Here is a 15,662-nt window from a genome sequence, read left to right as displayed (position 1 = left end):
GTTCGGAACGCAGGAACCACAAATCAGGGAATGACATGAACACCGCCGACATGACTGCCAAGATTGCCGACGGAAACGGATTTATCGCCGCGCTGGACCAGAGCGGCGGCTCCACGCCCAAGGCGCTGAAGGGTTATGGCGTCGAGGAAGGCGCCTGGTCGAACGACGAGGAGATGTTCGGCCTGATCCACCAGATGCGCAGCCGCATTATCACTTCGCCCTGCTTCAACGGCCAGAAAGTGATCGGCGCGATCCTGTTCGAGCGCACGATGGACGGGCAGGTGGACGGCAAGCCGGTCCCGCAGGCGCTGATCGAGAAGGGCGTCGTGCCTTTCATCAAGATCGACAAGGGGCTGGAGGCAGAAGCGAACGGCGTGCAGCTGATGAAGCCGATGCCGGAGCTCGATGCGCTGCTCACCCGCGCCAAGGGGCTGGGCGTGTTCGGCACCAAGGAGCGGTCGGTGATCAACCTCGCCAATCGCGAGGGCATCGCCGCGATCGTGAAGCAGCAGTTCGAGGTGGCGCAGCAGGTGCTCGCGCACGCTCTGGTGCCGATCATCGAGCCGGAAGTGAACATCAAGAGTGCAGAGCGGGCCGAGGCGGACGCGATCCTGCTCGACGAGCTCACCAAGGCGCTCGACGCAATGCCGGGCAGCGACAAGGTGATGCTGAAGCTGTCGATCCCGGCCAAGTCCGGCCTGTTCGACACGCTGGTCGACCACCCGCGCGTGCTGCGCGTCGTGGCGCTGTCCGGCGGCTACAGCCGGCCCGACGCCTGCGCCGAGCTCGCCAAGAACCGCGGCATGATCGCCAGCTTCAGCCGCGCGCTGCTGGAAGACCTGCGCCACCAGATGAGCGACGACGCGTTCAACCGCTCGCTGGGCGGCGCGATCGACGAGATCCACCACGCGTCGACGCAGAAGGTGCCGGTCACGGCATGATCGACCGCCGCACCATGGTCGCGGCCGGTCTGATCGCGACCCTGGGCGGCGGCGCCTTCGCGGCGGAAGGAGGCACGGGCATGTACGGCATGATCGGCAAGATCACCGCGACGCCGGGTCAGCGCGATGCACTTGCCAGGCTGTTGCTCAGCGGGAGTGCCGACATGCCCGGCTGCCTCAGCTATGTCGTGTCGGAAGACCTGAAGGACCCGGACGCGCTCTGGGTTGCCGAGGCCTGGGACAGCAAGGACAGTCACGCCGCCTCGCTGAAGCTTCCCGCCGTCCGGGACGCGATCGCCAAGGCCCGGCCGCTGATCGCCGGCTTCGACGCCGCCGCCGAGCTGAAGCCGATCGGTGGCATCGGCCTTGGAGGCAAGTGAGATGAACCAATGGTCTGCGGTCGATGACTATATCGCGGGCCATCTGCTGGGCGACGACCCCGTGCTGGACGCGGCGCTGGCGGCGAACGCGGCGGCCGGGCTGCCCGCGATCGACGTATCGGCGGTCCAGGGCAAGATGCTCCATTTGCTCGCGCTCGGCACCGGCGCGCGGCGGATTCTGGAGGTCGGCACGCTCGGCGGCTATTCGACGATCTGGCTGGCGCGTGCGCTGCCGGAAGGCGGGCATCTGGTCACGCTGGAGCTGGACCCGCATCATGCCGACGTTGCCCGCGCGAACCTCGCGCGGGCCACGCTGGCGGACAAGGTGGACGTGCGCGTCGGCCCGGCATCTGAAACGCTCGAAGCGATGATCGCGGGCGGCGAGGCGCCGTTCGACTTCATCTTCGTCGACGCGGACAAGGAAGGTTATCCGGGCTATCTCCGCGCAGCCCTGCGCCTGTCTCGCGCCGGCACGATGATCGTGTTCGACAATGTCGTGCGCGAAGGCGGCATCCTCGATCCCGGCCATGCCGACTCACGCGTGCAGGGGACTCGCGCCCTGTTCGAGGCGATGGCCGCCGAACCGCGGCTGAGCGCGACGGCCGTGCAGACAGTCGGCACCAAGAAATGGGACGGCTTCGCGCTCGGCGTGGTCACGGGCTGACCGGCGATTGCAGGCATCGGGTCGCTCTGGACGCCCGAACAGGCGAAAGGTCAGCAAAGGTCGCGGTACGTAGAGGATAAAAATGCTGTACCGGCCAACCGGCGAAGCGGCGAACCTGTCGAGAGCACACGATGTCAAAGAGCCAAGCCTGATTTGGCACATCCCGACGCATGTAGGACAGCACATTTTGAGGAGGCGCCGCTCTCGTGAGGGCTTTCGCGTGCCCGGGCCGACCGCGCCAAATACAAGGTCTGCTTTCGACCATTGCGGCCCCTCTCCCATGGGAGAGGGCGACTCGCGGCTCCGCCGCGAGCGGGGTGAGGGGACCAGGACTTCGTGGAGAGGTCCAACCCCTCACCCGGTCAGCGCAAGCGCTGACTCGACCTCTCCCTAATGGAGAGGTGATTGGTCCGGTAACCACCCCTAGCTGACATAGACGCCCGATTAGACCAAGCGCTTCAGCGCCATTGCATCCTCGATCGCGTGGCCGTGGATGTCGTTGTTGAAATAGGCCCAGACGGTTCGGCCTGCCGCCTCCTGCTCACGCATCCAGTCGGCCCATTCTGAGAGAGCGTCGTCCGGGTAGCGGCCCCAATATTTGCCGCTGCTGCCGTGGAAGCGCACATAGGCGACAGGCCCGGTCGCGGCGCGCTGGGTGGCGAGGCCGGGGAAGTCGTGGGCGCAGAAGCCGACGTCGGCTTCGTCCAGCAAGGCCAATACCTCGTCCGCCAGCCAGCTCGGCTCGCGGAACTCGAAGACATGGGTGAGGTCTTTCGGCAGCGAGGCCAGGAAGCTTTGCAGCCGCTCGCGGTCGAAGTGCCATCTGGGCGGGAGCTGGTAGAGGATCGGACCGAGCGCCGGCTGGAGGTGGCGCGCGCGGGTGAGGAACTCGGCCATGCCCGGCTCGCAGTCCTTCAGCTTGCGCATATGAGTGATGAAGCGGGGCGCCTTGACCGCGTAGCAGAAGCCGGGCGGCGCCTGATCGCGCCATTTCGCGAACGTCTCGGCGGTGGGGAGGCGGTAGAAGCTCGCGTTGATCTCGACCGTGTCGAAGTGCGCTGCATAGTGTGCGAACCAGCGCTTGACGGGCAGGCCTTCGGGATAGAACAGCCCTTGCCAATGCCGGTAGTTCCAGCCGGAGCAACCGATACGGATCATCGATGCCCAACGAATCCTTTGCCGAACTGTTCTCCCGTGACGAGGAACGCGGGCCCTGCCAGCTTTACCTGATCTCGCCGCTCGACGTGGGCGGCGACTTTCCCGACCGGCTGGCGCGGGCGCTGGGTGCAGGGCCGGTCGCGGCCTTCCAGTTCCGGGTGAAGGATATCGACCAACACAAGGCGGCCGCGCTCGCCGAGCCGCTGCAGCGCATCTGCGCCGAGCGGGATGTCGCATTCATGGTCAATGATTCGGTGGCGCTGGCGAAGCGGCTGGGCGCCGACGGCGTGCACCTGGGGCAGGACGACGGGGACCCCCGCGAGGCACGGCGCGTGCTCGGGCCCGGCGCGCAGATCGGCGTGACGGCTCATGACAGCAAGCATCTGGCGATGGAAGCGGGCGAGGCTGGCGCCGACTATGTCGCGTTCGGCGCCTTCTACCCGACCACGACCAAGGAAGTGCGGCACCGACCGGACCCGTCGATCCTCGGCTGGTGGTCGACCCTGTTCGAGATCCCTTGCGTCGCGATCGGCGGCATCACGCCCGACAATGCGCGGCCATTGGTCGAAGCCGGCGCCGATTTCCTGGCGGTGTGCGGCGCGGTGTGGAACGCGCCCGAAGGCGAGGCCGAGGCGGTGCGGCGCTTTGCCGCGCTGCTTTCCTAGGCGGCGTGCGGCGGCTGCTTCGGGTCGTTGGCGAACAGGAAGCGCGCTTCGAACTGGTCGGGGCTCGGGCAGCCCGCTGGCCGGTAGCCGCCCGAAGACGCGCTGACGGCGCGCTCGCCGAACTTTCCGGCGGCGGGCGGCAGCGGCTTTGACCCGAGAGGCTTGAACACATCTGGCACGAGGCGACTCCTGCCGGCCGCATACGCGCAGAGCGGCCAAGCGTATTGCACAGAAGCGACGAAAGCGACCGGCGCGGCGACGAAGCTTCGCGTCAAGGCGTTCATTTCCCTGCCGGAAAGAAATCCGCGGCTTCGCGTTTGGTCTGGATTGGCAGGGAGTAGCACAGGCGTGAAACGAACTCTGGTGTCGGCGGCGATGGCCGCAATCGCGGTTGCGGCGGCGGCGCAAACCGGCAAGCAACAGGACCAGCCGGCGATCGATCGCACGGTGATGCACGTGCAGGTGATCCTCGACCGGCTCGGCTTTTCGCCGGGCGTGATCGACGGGATGGAAGGGGAATCGCTGCGGCTCGCGCTGCGCGGCTTCCAGGAGACGCATGGCCTCAAGCCGACCGGCAAGATCGACCAGCCGACGCTGCGTGCGCTCTATCCCTATCGGGCGAACCGGCCGACAGTCACGCTCAGGATCGGGCAGGGCGACGTCGCGGGGCCGTTCGTCAACCCGATCCCGGACGATCCGGAGGCGCAGGCGAAGCTGCCCTGCTTCTGCTACCGCACCGCGCTGGAGAAGCTGGCCGAGCGGTTCCACACCACGCCGGCGACTTTGGTGGCGCTCAACAGCCCCGACACGCCGCTGAAGGCGGGCCAGCCGATCACCGTGCCCGGCGCGATCCCCACGTCGCGCGACTATTCGGGCGTGAAGGACGCGGCGTGGCGGCAGACTCTGTCCGGCCTGAACGTCGACGCCAACCAGCCCAAGGGCGACCGGATCATCGTCGACAAGTCCGATGGCGTGCTGCGGGTGTTCGCGGGCGACACGGTCGTCGCGCAATTCCCGGTCACGATGGGCTCGACCCACGACCCGCTGCCGATCGGCAACTGGAAGATCACGACCTATTCCTACAATCCCAAGTTCCACTACAACCCGGACCTGTTCTGGGACGCGAAGGCGAGCGACGAGAAGCAGCTGCTTCCGGCCGGCCCGAACGGCCCGGTGGGGGTGATCTGGATGGACCTGACCAAGGATCATTACGGCATCCACGGCACGTCCGAGCCGCAGACGATCGGCCGGACCGAAAGCCATGGCTGCATCCGCATGACCAACTGGGACGCGGCGCGGCTGTCGCTGATCGTGAAGCCCGGCACGCCCGCCATCTTCGAGGAGTGAGCCCTTGAACAGGTTCGGCTGGTTCCTGCTGCTGATCTTCATCCTCGCGGCGATCGGGTTCGCGCTGATGCTGCGGCCGGGGAGCCGGGCACCGGCGCCCGCTCCGCAGCCTGCGCCCAGCGCGACCGCGACGCCGGTGCAGGCGAGCTCCGGCCTTATCATCCCGGTCGCGGGCGTCAGCGCCGACCAGCTGACCGACACCTGGGGGCAGAGCCGGGGCGGCGGCAGCCGCGAGCATCACGCGATCGATATCATGGCGCCGCGCGGCACGCCGGTGATCGCGGCGGCGCCGGGGCGGGTCGAGAAGCTCTTCGAAAGCGACAATGGCGGGCACACCGTCTATGTGCGCAGCCCCGACGGATCGACCGTCTATTACTACGCACATCTGGACGCCTACCGCCCGGGGCTGGCCGAGGGGAAGCAGGTCCGGACCGGCGAGCAGATCGCGACGGTCGGCTCCACGGGCGATGCCAGCCCGGAGGCGCCGCACCTTCATTTCGAGATCAAGCGCATGGGCGCGGGCCAAGGCTGGTGGCAGGGACAGGAAGTGAATCCCTACCCGCTGCTTGCCGGACAGCCCGGCGCCCGCTAAGGCGCGCGCCACTTTCCAGTCTTTCTCAAGGTCCGACACATGAAGATCAGCGGCGTGGACATTCGTCCCGGCAACATCATCGAATATGAAGGCGGCCTGTGGCGCGCGGTGAAGATCCAGCACACCCAGCCGGGCAAGGGCGGCGCCTATATGCAGGTCGAGATGAAGAACCTGATCGACGGCCGCAAGACCAACGTCCGCTTCCGTTCCGCCGAGACCGTCGAGCGCGTGCGGCTGGATACCAAGGACTTCCAGTTCCTGTTCCGCGACGGCGACCAGCTGACCTTCATGGACAAGGACACCTACGACCAGATCACGCTCAGTGCCGACATGCTGGGCGACGAAGCCGCGTTCCTGCAGGACGGCATGGACGTGGTGCTGGAGCTGTACGACGAGCGCCCGATCTCGGTGCAGCTGCCCGACACGATCGAAGCGACGATCGTCGAGGCCGACGCAGTGGTGAAGGGTCAGACGGCGTCCTCCAGCTACAAGCCCGCCGTGCTGGACAACGGCGTCCGCGTGATGGTGCCGCCGCACATCGCCAGCGGAACCCGGATCGTCGTCGACGTGTATGAGAAGACCTACGTCCGCCGGGCGGATTGACCAGTTCCCCTCCCGCTTGCGGGAGGGGTTAGGGGAGGGCGTGTAGCGGCACGCTCTTCCGTTTGACTCAGGCCCTCCCCCAGCCCCTCCCGCAAGCGGGAGGGGAGGAGAAACAGATGCCATCCCATTCCGGCCTTCTTACCGTCATGGAGCGCGCGGCGCGCAAGGCGGCGCCGCGGCTGCGGCGCGACTTCAACGAGGTCCAGCACCTCCAGGTCTCGCGGAAGGGGCCGGCCGACTTCGTGTCGATGGCCGACCAGCGCGCCGAGCGGACGCTGTTCGACGAGCTGAAGAAAGCGCGGCCGGACTGGGGCTTCCTGATGGAGGAAGCGGGCGAGATCGAAGGCGATCCCGCCAAGCCGCGCTGGATCGTCGATCCCTTGGACGGCACTTCCAACTTCCTGCACGGCATCCCGCACTTCGCGATCTCGATCGCGGTGCAGGAGCCGACGGGCGAGATCACCAGCGGCCTGGTCTATCAGCCGCTGACCGACGAGAGCTTCTGGGCCGAGAAGGGCCGGGGCGCCTGGCTGCAGGACCAGCGGCTGCGCGTGTCCTCCCGCCGCAGCCTGGACGAAGCGCTGATCGCGACCGGCATCCCGTTCAAGGGACACGGTGACATGGCGCAGTGGAGCCGCATCTTCGGCGCGGTCGCGCCCGAGATCGCCGGCATTCGCCGCTTCGGCTCCGCCGCGCTCGACCTCGCCTGGGTTGCGGGCGGACGTTATGACGGCTTCTGGGAAGCTGGGCTGAAGCCCTGGGACGTCGCCGCCGGCATGCTGCTGGTGCGCGAGGCGGGCGGGTTCGTCACCGACTTCCGCGGCGGCGACCGCGCTATGGAGCGGGGCGAGTTCCTCGCCGCCAACGACGCGCTTCATTCCCGCCTGCACAAGCTGGTCGCCGGCGCGCTGCGCTGAGCCTTCCTTCCGGGTGGAAGGTTAGGAAGGTTCGGCGTGCGGAAAAAATCCCCTCTATCAATGCGAAGGTATTGATCGACTGAGGCGATCATTCGCCGCGGAAGATGGGAAGGTCCGACTCGCCATGCGTGGAACGTAGCAGGAACATGACCTGTAGGACAGCGCGACGTTCAGGCGGCGCGGTCCAGCCGCTTCAGCAGCTCGTCGAAGGATCCGTCGTTGGCCGGGGCGTTGAACGCGGAGTCGAGCAGCGCGTGCATCGCCGCGATCGGCGGCGGGGCGGGGCTGACATGCTTTTCATCCTCGTAAATGTCCTCCAGCAGCAGCGGCGCGCGCTCGCGCAGCTTGACCAGCTCGCCGCCGGGGAAGCTCACCGCGAGCCGGAGGCCCGCGACCGACGACGCGTTGCGCAAGGTGCGGCGCGCGGAAGTGAAGATGTGCTGCACCACTTCGCGCCGTTCGACCGCGCCCGGCTCGTCGACCGTCGACAGCCGGTGCAGGCTGTAGAGGCCGAGCAGCGCCGAGAGCAGGAAGAAGAATTCCCAGTGCGAGAAGGTGATGCCGAGCAATTGCTCGACGCCGGACGGGCTGAACCAGTTCAGCGACAGCTCCAGCCGCCGCCGCGCGAAGAAGTCCGCCGCCCAGCCGCCGACGATCGGCGCGGAGCCGGCGGCGAGCGCGCTGACCAGCGCGTTGGTCGCCATGAAGCTGGTCGCGGCGCCCGCCGGGCTCAGCTTCATCACCATGTTGCCGGCGGCGAGGCCGACGCCGGCGCCGCTGGCGCCCATCAGCACGTGCAGCAGGATCAGATAGGCGGCGCGCCCGCCATCGGCCGGCACGTCGCTGGCGAAGGCCATGGCGGCGACGCAGAGGATGTAGAGCGGCGTCGCCACCGCCAAGGTCGACTTGTTCGCGAAGCGGTCGCTGATCCGCCCCCATTGGCGCACCACGGCGACGTTGGCGAGCTGGCTGATCACGGTCAGCGCGAGCACGAAGCTGAGGCTGAAGCCCAATGCGCGGACGAAATAGACGGTGAAGAAGGGCGTCGCGAGATTGACCGCGAATTGCCAGCTGGCGACGTAGCGCAGCAGCTTGCGGAAATTGGGCTGGCGCAGCGGCTCCAGCAGCAGACGGTGCAGCGGCGCGCTGACGCTTTCGGCCGTCATCACCGGCTCCGGCACCTGGGCGAGCGCCACGGTGCTGATCAGCCCGAACACGAAGCCGGCGACGTAGAGACCGCTGAAGATCAGGTTGCCGACCGCGTGCGACCCCTGCGCCCAGCCGAGCGCGACGGCGGCCGCGACGGTGGCGCCTGCGCTGACGATGGTGCCGTAAACGCCGCGCCTGGACGAGAAATGGCCGAGCCGGTCCGGCGGGATCAGGTCGCGGATCCAGCTGTTCCAGCTGCACGCCGAGGCCGCGTTCAGCCCGTAATGGAGCAGCGCGGCCGCGAGCAGCACCGCCGCGGCGAGTCGCGGATCGGGAATGAAAGGGACAGCGGCGTAGATCGGCAGCGCGAGGCGCGCGGTGAACACGCCCATGACCGAGATCAGCTTCCGCCGCCGCCAGCGCTCCACCAGCTTGACGGTCGGGGCCTGCAGCACCTGGGTGAGCAGCGGAATCGCCGCGAGCAGCCCGATCTCGACCGTCGACGCGCCGAGGTGCAGCGCCAGCGCCAGCAGCACGACGCCGCTGTTGAGCGCGCCGATCGCGGTCGCCGCCGCCGCGTCGATCATCAGGAAGCGGATGCCGCGCGCGCATTCCTGCGCGCTGATCGTCGGCTGAGGCTGGAGCATGGGGAGTGAACCGGCGAGGGGGAACAGGCGTTCCCTTTTCACAGGCCGCTAAGGTGTTGCGTCGCAAACGCCTCCGGCCTAGATGCCCGCGCAAGTCCGCTGCGCGTGTCTCGCGCGGCGCGCACCTGACGGAGTTCTCACGATGGCGTCGGTCGCCGCCGGCTATTTGCCGATCCTGTTGTTCCTGGGCGTGGCGCTGCTGCTGTCGTCCGCGTTCGTCTTCCTGCCGATGATCGCGGCGCGCTTCACCGGATCGCACAAGCCGTATCCGGAAAAGCTCAGCGAATATGAGTGCGGCTTCCCGGCGTTCGAGGACAGCCGCAGCCAGTTCGACGTGCGCTTCTACCTGGTCGCGATCCTGTTCATCATCTTCGACCTGGAAGCCGCGTTCCTGTGGCCCTGGGCGGTGTCGCTGTTCAGCGTCGGCTGGGCGAGCTGGATCGCGATGATGATCTTCCTCGGCGAATTGGTGCTCGGCTACATCTATGCCTGGAAGAAGGGAGCGCTCGAATGGGAGTGATGCTGAGCCCGGCCGAGAACGTCTTCCCGCCCGAAGGCAAGCTTCCCGACCAGAATTACTTCAACGACCTGAATGCCGAGCTGGGCGACAAGGGCTTCCTCGTCACCACGACCGAGGACCTGTTCCAGTGGGCGCGGACCGGCTCTTTGTGGTGGATGACCTTCGGTCTTGCCTGCTGCGCGGTCGAGATGATCCACGTCAACATGCCGCGCTATGACCTGGAGCGGTTCGGCGTCGCGCCGCGCGCTTCCCCGCGCCAGTCGGACGTGATGATCGTCGCCGGCACGCTCTGCAACAAGATGGCCCCGGCGCTGCGCCGCGTGTACGACCAGATGTCGGAGCCGAAATACGTGATCTCGATGGGATCGTGCGCGAACGGCGGCGGCTATTATCATTACAGCTATTCGGTGGTGCGCGGCTGCGATCGCATCGTGCCGGTCGACATCTACGTCCCCGGCTGCCCGCCGACTGCGGAGGCCTTGCTGTACGGCATCATGCAGCTGCAGCGGAAAATCCGCCGCGAAGGGACGATCGAGCGGTGAGGGTAATGCATAATCATATTCCTCCCCTGCCAAAGGCAGGGGAGGGTGACCATGCGCAGCATGGTGGAGGGGCCGGCGGCGCAGCCGACGGACTAACCCTCCGCTTCGCCCGCCGGCTGCTTCGCAGCCGCGCTCCGCTGCTGCGGCATGCCCTCGGCATGCCGCTGGTCGCAGCTACGCGCCCCTCCACCGCGCTGCGCGCGGTCCCCCTCCCCTCGAAAATCGAGGGGAGGATCTGATGCTGAGTCCTGCTCCCCGCCAGGCCTCCAACGAGGGGGTGATCGCGGCGATCGTGCCGGCGCTGGGCGGCGCGCTGATCGAGGCGGTCGAGCGTGTCTATGAAGTCACGTTCACCGTCGAGCGTTCGGCGATCGTGGAGGTGCTGCGGACGCTGCGCGACCGGTTCGACTATCAGCAGCTGATGGAGATCGCGGGCGTCGACTATCCCGCGCGGGGCGAGCGGTTCGAGGTCGTCTATCACCTGCTGTCGGTGACGAAGAACCACCGCGTCCGCGTCAAACTCTCGACCGATGAGGAGACGCCGGTGCCGAGCGTGACCGGGCTGTGGCCGGTCGCGGGCTGGCTGGAGCGTGAAATCTACGACATGTACGGCGTGCTGTTCGACGGCAACCAGGACCTGCGCCGCATCCTCACCGACTATGGCTTCAAGGGCTTTCCGCAGCGCAAGGACTTCCCGCTGACCGGCTATGTCGAGATGCGCTATTCCGAAGAGCATAAGCGCGTGATCTACGAGCCGGTGACGCTGGCGCAGGATTTCCGCGGCTTCGACTTCACCTCGCCCTGGGAAGGCGCGGACTATGTGCTGCCCGGCGACGAAAAGGCCTCACCCGAGGCCAAGGGCGCGCCGACGCCGCTGACCGCCGACCAGATCGCCAAGGCGGGCACCGTCACCGTGACCGACAAGCCGCCGGTCGAGCAGGCGAAGACCACCGAGCATCCGGGCCAGACCGGCGCCGGCCAGGCGCATCCGGGCAACCAGCCGGGCGAGAAGCCGGTCCAGGCCGACGGCAAGCCCGCCGAGCCGCCCGCCGAAGCGAGCAAACCCGAGACGGCGGAGCCCAAGCCGCCGCGGACGACCAAGAAGAAGGAGGGCAAATGACCTCCTTGCCGTCATCCCGGCGAAAGCCGGGACCCACCTTCTTCGTTCTTCCCCGCCGCCGCCAAGGCAGGTGGGTCCCCGCTTTCGCGGGGATGACGATCCATATTTGCGAGGCTGATCATGGCTGACGCCCTCGATCTGATCGATGCGCGCGAGCCCGCGCAGCCGGACACGCCCGGCGACATCGACATCCAGAACTACACGATCAACTTCGGCCCGCAGCATCCGGCCGCGCACGGCGTGCTGCGCATGGTGCTGGAGCTGGACGGCGAGATCGTGGAGCGCGTCGATCCGCATGTCGGGCTGCTCCACCGCGGCACCGAAAAGCTGATCGAGAACAAAACCTATCTGCAGGCTTTGCCCTATTTCGACCGGCTCGATTACGCGTCGCCGATGAGCCAGGAGCACAGTTACGTGCTCGCGGTCGAGAAGCTGCTCGACCTGGAAGTGCCGCTGCGCGCCCAGTATCTGCGCGTGCTGTTCGCGGAGCTGACGCGGATCAAGAACCACACGCTGAACCTCGGCTCCCACGTGATGGACGTGGGCGCGATGACGCCGAACCTGTGGCTGTTCGAACTGCGCGAGGACATCATGCAGTTCTACGAGCGGGTCTCCGGCGCGCGGATGCACGCGGCCTGGTTCCGCCCGGGCGGCGTCCACCAGGATGCGCCGCTGGCGCTGCTGGACGGTATCGGGGAATGGGCCGAAAAGCGGCTGCCGCGGCTGTTCGAGGACGCGATCAGCCTTGTCGCCGACAACCGCATCTTCAAGCAGCGCAACGTCGATATCGCGACGGTGTCGAAGGAAGACGCGCTGCGCTGGGGCTTTTCGGGCCCGATGATCCGTGGCTCCGGCATTCCGTGGGACCTGCGCAAGTCGCAGCCCTATGACGCCTATGACCGGGTCGAGTTCGACGTGCCGGTCGGCACGCGCGGCGACTGCTACGACCGGTTCATGGTGCGGGTGGAGGAAGTCCGCCAGTCCGCGCGGATCATCAAGCAGTGCCTGAACGACATGCCCGCCGGCCCGATCGCGAGCCTCGACCGCAAGGTGGTGCCGCCCAAGCGCGGCGAGATGAAGCGATCGATGGAAGCGCTGATCCACCACTTCAAGCTCTACACCGAAGGCTTCCACGTGCCGGCCGGCGAAGTCTATGTCGCGACCGAAAGCCCGAAGGGCGAGTTCGGCGTGTACCTGGTCTCCGACGGCACCAACAAGCCGTGGCGCTGCAAGATCCGCCCGACCGCGTTCAGCCACCTGCAGGCGATGGACTTCATGACCAAGGGCCACATGCTCGCCGACGTGACCGCGATCCTGGGCGCGATCGACATCGTGTTCGGGGAGTGCGACCGGTGAGCGCTCGTGCTAGGTGTGACGCATGGCTGAGAATGTAACAAACGAGCTGATCTACTCGGTGCTGCAGAAACTTCAGGCCGATCTGACTGAGCTGCGGTTTGACGTCGGCGAGCTCAAAATGCGCGCAACGGCGACCGATGAGCATCTCGGCAACCTCGTGCTCGGCGTGTCAGGTGTAAACCGCCGGCTTGACCGCGTAGAAGAGCGGCTCTCCCGCGTCGAACGTCGACTGGATCTTACAGAAGCGAAGTAATGGCTGACGCAATTCAAATTCCCGATGAGGCCGAGACCCGCGCGCGCTGGGGTGCGTTCGCGTGGACGGCGGAGAATGCCGCAGCGGCGCAGGACATCATCGGCCGCTATCCGCCGGGGCGGCAGCAATCGGCGGTGATGCCGTTGCTCGATCTCGCCCAGCGGCAGGTCGGCGCCGAGACGAACACGCAGGGCTGGCTGCCGATCCCGGTGATCGAGTTCGTCGCGCGCGAGCTCGATATGCCGTTCATCCGCGCCTACGAAGTCGCGACCTTCTACACCATGTACAATCTGGCGCCGGTCGGCCGCTACCACGTGCAGGTGTGCGGAACGACGCCGTGCCAGCTGCGCGGCTCCGACGACGTGATGCGTGCCTGCCACGATCGGGGCTTGAAGAAGGGCGCGACGACGGCCGACGGGCTGTTCACGCTCTCCGAAGTCGAGTGTCTGGGCGTGTGCGCGAATGCGCCGATGGTGCAGATCAACGACGACAATTACGAAGACCTGGATTACGACCGCACGCTCGCCGTGATCGACGCGCTGGCCAAGGGCGAGACGCCGGAGCCCGGCTCCACGATCGGCCGGCGCGCGAGCGTGCCGGAGGGTGGGCCGACCACGCTCACCGAGATGGTCGACGAGAACCACGATTATCGCGGGGAGTGGGCGGCGTGATGGTCGGCTCTTCTCCGTCATCCCGGCGCAAGCCGGGACCCACCTTCTTCTTCGTCCCGCCGCCGCAAGGCAGGTGGGCCCCGGCTTTCGCCGGGGTGACGACCGGATATCGTCATGCTCGCTGACAAGGACCGCATCTTCACCAACCTGTACGGCTATCAGTCGTGGCACATCGATGCCGCGATGAAGCGCGGGGATTGGGACGACACCAAGGCGCTGATGGCGCGCGGCCAGGACGCGATCATCGACGAAGTGAAGGCGTCCGGCCTGCGTGGGCGCGGCGGCGCGGGCTTCCCGACCGGCATGAAGTGGAGCTTCATGCCCAAGGAGCCGAAGCCGGGTAAGCCGAACTTCCTCGTCATCAACGCGGACGAATCCGAGCCGGGCAGCTGCAAGGACCGCGAGATCATCCGCCACGATCCGCACAGGCTGGTCGAAGGCGCGCTGATCGCGGGCTTCGCGATGCGCGCGCGGGCGGCGTACATCTACATCCGCGGCGAATATATCCGCGAGGCCGAAGTGCTGTTCGCGGCCGTCCGCGAGGCGTACGACAAGGGCTTCCTCGGCAAGAACGCCTGCGGCTCCGGCTACGATTTCGACGTGTTCGTCCACCGTGGCGCCGGCGCCTATATCTGCGGCGAAGAGACGGCGATGCTGGAGAGCCTGGAAGGGCATAAGGGCCAGCCCCGCCTGAAGCCGCCATTCCCGGCCGGCGCCGGCCTCTACGGCTGCCCGACCACCGTCAACAATGTCGAATCGATCGCCGTGGTGCCGACGATCCTGCGGCGCGGGGCCTCGTGGTTCGCGAGCATCGGTCGGCCGAAGAACGAAGGCACGAAACTGTTCCAGATCAGCGGCCATGTGAACAAGCCCTGCGTGGTCGAGGAAGCGATGAGCATCCCGTTCCGCGAGCTGATCGAGAAGCATTGCGGCGGCATCCGCGGCGGCTGGGACAATCTTCTGGCGGTGATCCCCGGCGGCTCATCCGTGCCGCTGGTGCCGGCGCACGAGATCATCGACTGCCCGATGGACTTCGACGCGCTGAAGGAGCTGAAGTCCGGTCTCGGCACCGCCGCGGTGATCGTGATGGACAAGTCGACCGACGTGGTCCGCGCGATTTCGCGCCTCAGCTATTTCTACAAGCACGAAAGCTGCGGCCAGTGCACGCCGTGCCGCGAAGGCACCGGCTGGATGTGGCGGGTGATGGAGCGTCTGCGCACCGGCGAGGCGGAGATCGAGGAAATCGACACGCTGCACGAGGTGACCAAGCAGGTCGAAGGCCACACCATCTGCGCGCTGGGCGACGCGGCCGCGTGGCCGATCCAGGGTCTTATCAGGCACTTCCGCCCCGAATTGGAGCGCCGTATCGTCGAACGGCGGGGCGAGTCGAGCTTCGCGCAAGCGGCGGAGTAGGCGTTGAAAACAGGGGGAGGGAGGCGCCGGCTGGTCTTCGGGGCATTGCTCGCGGCGGCGATCTGCGCGCCCGCCGAGGCACAGGAAACCGGCACGCTGATCCAGCGCAAGGCCGCGCAGATCCAGGATCGCGGCAAGAACGCCGCCCGGCTGACGATGGAATCCTTCGCCCAGTGCCTGGTGTCGCGCTCGCGCGGGCGGGTGACGAAGTTCGCCGAGATGCGCGTCGACGATGCCGCCTATGGCAAATATCTGCGCAGCCTGTTCGACGCCGCGGGCGACGCCTGCCTGAGCGGCGGGCAGCTGCAGTTCAACTCGGTCGTGTTCCGCGGCACCGTCTTCCAGGCGCTGTATGCGGCCGAGTTTCCCACCGCCGATGCCCCGGTCGAGTTTTCCACGGTCGCTTCGAGCGGTTATCGCGCCCGCTATGGAGACGCGGTTCCGGACGCGGCGCGAAGCGCGCTCGCGCTGGAGCAATTCGGGGAATGCGTGGCCCGCGCGGATGGTGCGGGCGTGCGCGCGCTGCTGGGCGCGAACGCCAACTCGTCGGACGAGACCGCGCGCTTCAACGCGCTGGTGCCGAGGTTCAGCGCCTGCATCCCGAAAGGTGAGACGCTGGCCTTTTCCAAGATCATCCTGAAAGGCGCGCTCGCCGAAGGACTCTACTGGCTGTCCAAAGCGGCCGAGTCCGGCGCCCCCGCGGCGCCCTGACGCCTCTTTTCAT

The 15,662-nt window shown here is 67.1% G+C and carries 19 protein-coding genes; 16 read left to right on the top strand and 3 right to left on the bottom strand.

The window, feature by feature from the left end; genetic code table 11:
• Nucleotides 1-35: 35 nt before the first annotated feature.
• The 3 genes from GON01_RS11565 to GON01_RS11555 are packed head-to-tail and all read left to right on the top strand — an operon-like array spanning nucleotide 36 to nucleotide 1,985.
• Entirely contained in the window at nucleotides 36-941 is a 906-nt protein-coding gene (locus tag GON01_RS11565) for a fructose bisphosphate aldolase (protein ID WP_157027496.1), read from the top strand.
• Complete coding sequence (locus GON01_RS11560; RefSeq protein ID WP_309503518.1) at nucleotides 938-1,321, top strand: putative quinol monooxygenase; 384 nt, start codon at nucleotides 938-940, stop codon at nucleotides 1,319-1,321. Before GON01_RS11565 ends, GON01_RS11560 begins: the two co-directional genes overlap by 4 nt.
• Nucleotide 1,322: 1 nt before the next feature.
• Nucleotides 1,323-1,985, top strand: coding sequence for an O-methyltransferase (locus tag GON01_RS11555; protein WP_157027495.1), 663 nt, complete (start codon nucleotides 1,323-1,325; stop codon nucleotides 1,983-1,985).
• A gap of 444 nt (nucleotides 1,986-2,429) precedes the next feature.
• Here GON01_RS11555 and GON01_RS11550 read toward each other — a convergent pair whose 3' ends face one another.
• Complete coding sequence (locus tag GON01_RS11550; RefSeq protein ID WP_157027494.1) at nucleotides 2,430-3,143, bottom strand: DUF72 domain-containing protein; 714 nt, start codon at nucleotides 3,141-3,143, stop codon at nucleotides 2,430-2,432.
• A gap of 2 nt (nucleotides 3,144-3,145) precedes the next feature.
• Between GON01_RS11550 and thiE the strand changes: the two genes are divergently transcribed.
• On the top strand, nucleotides 3,146-3,808 hold the full coding sequence (thiE, locus tag GON01_RS11545; RefSeq protein WP_157027493.1) for a thiamine phosphate synthase: 663 nt from the start codon (nucleotides 3,146-3,148) through the stop codon (nucleotides 3,806-3,808).
• Here the strand turns inward: thiE and GON01_RS11540 are convergent.
• A complete protein-coding gene (locus GON01_RS11540; protein ID WP_181600060.1) occupies nucleotides 3,805-3,987 on the bottom strand; it encodes a hypothetical protein in 183 nt (60 codons plus the stop codon). The two genes, thiE and GON01_RS11540, sit on opposite strands and share 4 nt — an antisense overlap.
• Nucleotides 3,988-4,156: 169 nt before the next feature.
• Between GON01_RS11540 and GON01_RS11535 the strand changes: the two genes are divergently transcribed.
• The 4 genes from GON01_RS11535 (at nucleotide 4,157) to GON01_RS11520 (ending at nucleotide 7,267) form a co-directional block, all read left to right on the top strand.
• Complete coding sequence (locus GON01_RS11535) at nucleotides 4,157-5,155, top strand: L,D-transpeptidase family protein (RefSeq protein ID WP_309503515.1); 999 nt, start codon at nucleotides 4,157-4,159, stop codon at nucleotides 5,153-5,155.
• A gap of 4 nt (nucleotides 5,156-5,159) precedes the next feature.
• The gene (locus tag GON01_RS11530; protein WP_232328784.1) at nucleotides 5,160-5,747 is read left to right on the top strand and encodes a M23 family metallopeptidase; all 588 of its coding nucleotides are present in this window, start codon (nucleotides 5,160-5,162) and stop codon (nucleotides 5,745-5,747) included.
• Between the two features lie 39 nt (nucleotides 5,748-5,786).
• Complete coding sequence (gene efp, locus GON01_RS11525) at nucleotides 5,787-6,350, top strand: elongation factor P (protein ID WP_046347809.1); 564 nt, start codon at nucleotides 5,787-5,789, stop codon at nucleotides 6,348-6,350.
• Nucleotides 6,351-6,466: 116 nt separating this feature from the next.
• Entirely contained in the window at nucleotides 6,467-7,267 is an 801-nt protein-coding gene (locus GON01_RS11520; RefSeq protein WP_157027491.1) for an inositol monophosphatase family protein, read from the top strand.
• A 170-nt stretch (nucleotides 7,268-7,437) separates the two neighbouring features.
• On the opposite strand, the gene GON01_RS11515 is transcribed toward GON01_RS11520, so the two are convergent.
• Nucleotides 7,438-9,063: an MFS transporter gene (locus tag GON01_RS11515; protein WP_157027490.1), complete on the bottom strand. Its 1,626-nt coding sequence runs from the start codon at nucleotides 9,061-9,063 to the stop codon at nucleotides 7,438-7,440.
• A 142-nt stretch (nucleotides 9,064-9,205) separates the two neighbouring features.
• On the opposite strand from GON01_RS11515, the gene ndhC reads away from it, so the two are divergent.
• The 8 genes from ndhC (at nucleotide 9,206) to GON01_RS11475 (ending at nucleotide 15,649) form a co-directional block, all read left to right on the top strand.
• The gene (gene ndhC, locus GON01_RS11510; RefSeq protein WP_157027489.1) at nucleotides 9,206-9,583 is read left to right on the top strand and encodes an NADH-quinone oxidoreductase subunit A; all 378 of its coding nucleotides are present in this window, start codon (nucleotides 9,206-9,208) and stop codon (nucleotides 9,581-9,583) included.
• Nucleotides 9,574-10,125, top strand: coding sequence for a NuoB/complex I 20 kDa subunit family protein (locus tag GON01_RS11505; protein ID WP_157027488.1), 552 nt, complete (start codon nucleotides 9,574-9,576; stop codon nucleotides 10,123-10,125). The genes ndhC and GON01_RS11505 overlap by 10 nt, the downstream gene beginning before the upstream one ends.
• Before the next feature lie 238 nt (nucleotides 10,126-10,363).
• A complete protein-coding gene (locus tag GON01_RS11500; RefSeq protein WP_157027487.1) occupies nucleotides 10,364-11,245 on the top strand; it encodes an NADH-quinone oxidoreductase subunit C in 882 nt (293 codons plus the stop codon).
• Between the two features lie 120 nt (nucleotides 11,246-11,365).
• Nucleotides 11,366-12,601 (top strand): NADH-quinone oxidoreductase subunit D, encoded by a 1,236-nt coding sequence (locus GON01_RS11495; protein WP_157027486.1) that lies wholly within the window; start codon nucleotides 11,366-11,368, stop codon nucleotides 12,599-12,601.
• A gap of 22 nt (nucleotides 12,602-12,623) precedes the next feature.
• Nucleotides 12,624-12,854, top strand: a complete 231-nt coding sequence (locus tag GON01_RS11490) for a hypothetical protein (protein ID WP_157027485.1) — start codon at nucleotides 12,624-12,626, stop codon at nucleotides 12,852-12,854.
• Complete coding sequence (locus GON01_RS11485) at nucleotides 12,854-13,525, top strand: complex I 24 kDa subunit family protein (protein ID WP_157027484.1); 672 nt, start codon at nucleotides 12,854-12,856, stop codon at nucleotides 13,523-13,525. The genes GON01_RS11490 and GON01_RS11485 overlap by 1 nt, the downstream gene beginning before the upstream one ends.
• 114 nt (nucleotides 13,526-13,639) lie before the next feature.
• Complete coding sequence (gene nuoF / locus GON01_RS11480) at nucleotides 13,640-14,938, top strand: NADH-quinone oxidoreductase subunit NuoF (RefSeq protein ID WP_157027483.1); 1,299 nt, start codon at nucleotides 13,640-13,642, stop codon at nucleotides 14,936-14,938.
• Between the two features lie 3 nt (nucleotides 14,939-14,941).
• A complete protein-coding gene (locus GON01_RS11475; protein WP_157027482.1) occupies nucleotides 14,942-15,649 on the top strand; it encodes a hypothetical protein in 708 nt (235 codons plus the stop codon).
• Nucleotides 15,650-15,662: the final 13 nt, after the last annotated feature.

The sequence above is a fragment of the Sphingomonas horti genome, assembly GCF_009753715.1.
GTDB lineage: Bacteria > Pseudomonadota > Alphaproteobacteria > Sphingomonadales > Sphingomonadaceae > Sphingomonas_B > Sphingomonas_B horti.
The sequence above is the reverse complement of the archived record's forward strand: the minus strand, read 5'-3'. Positions and strand labels throughout refer to the sequence as shown.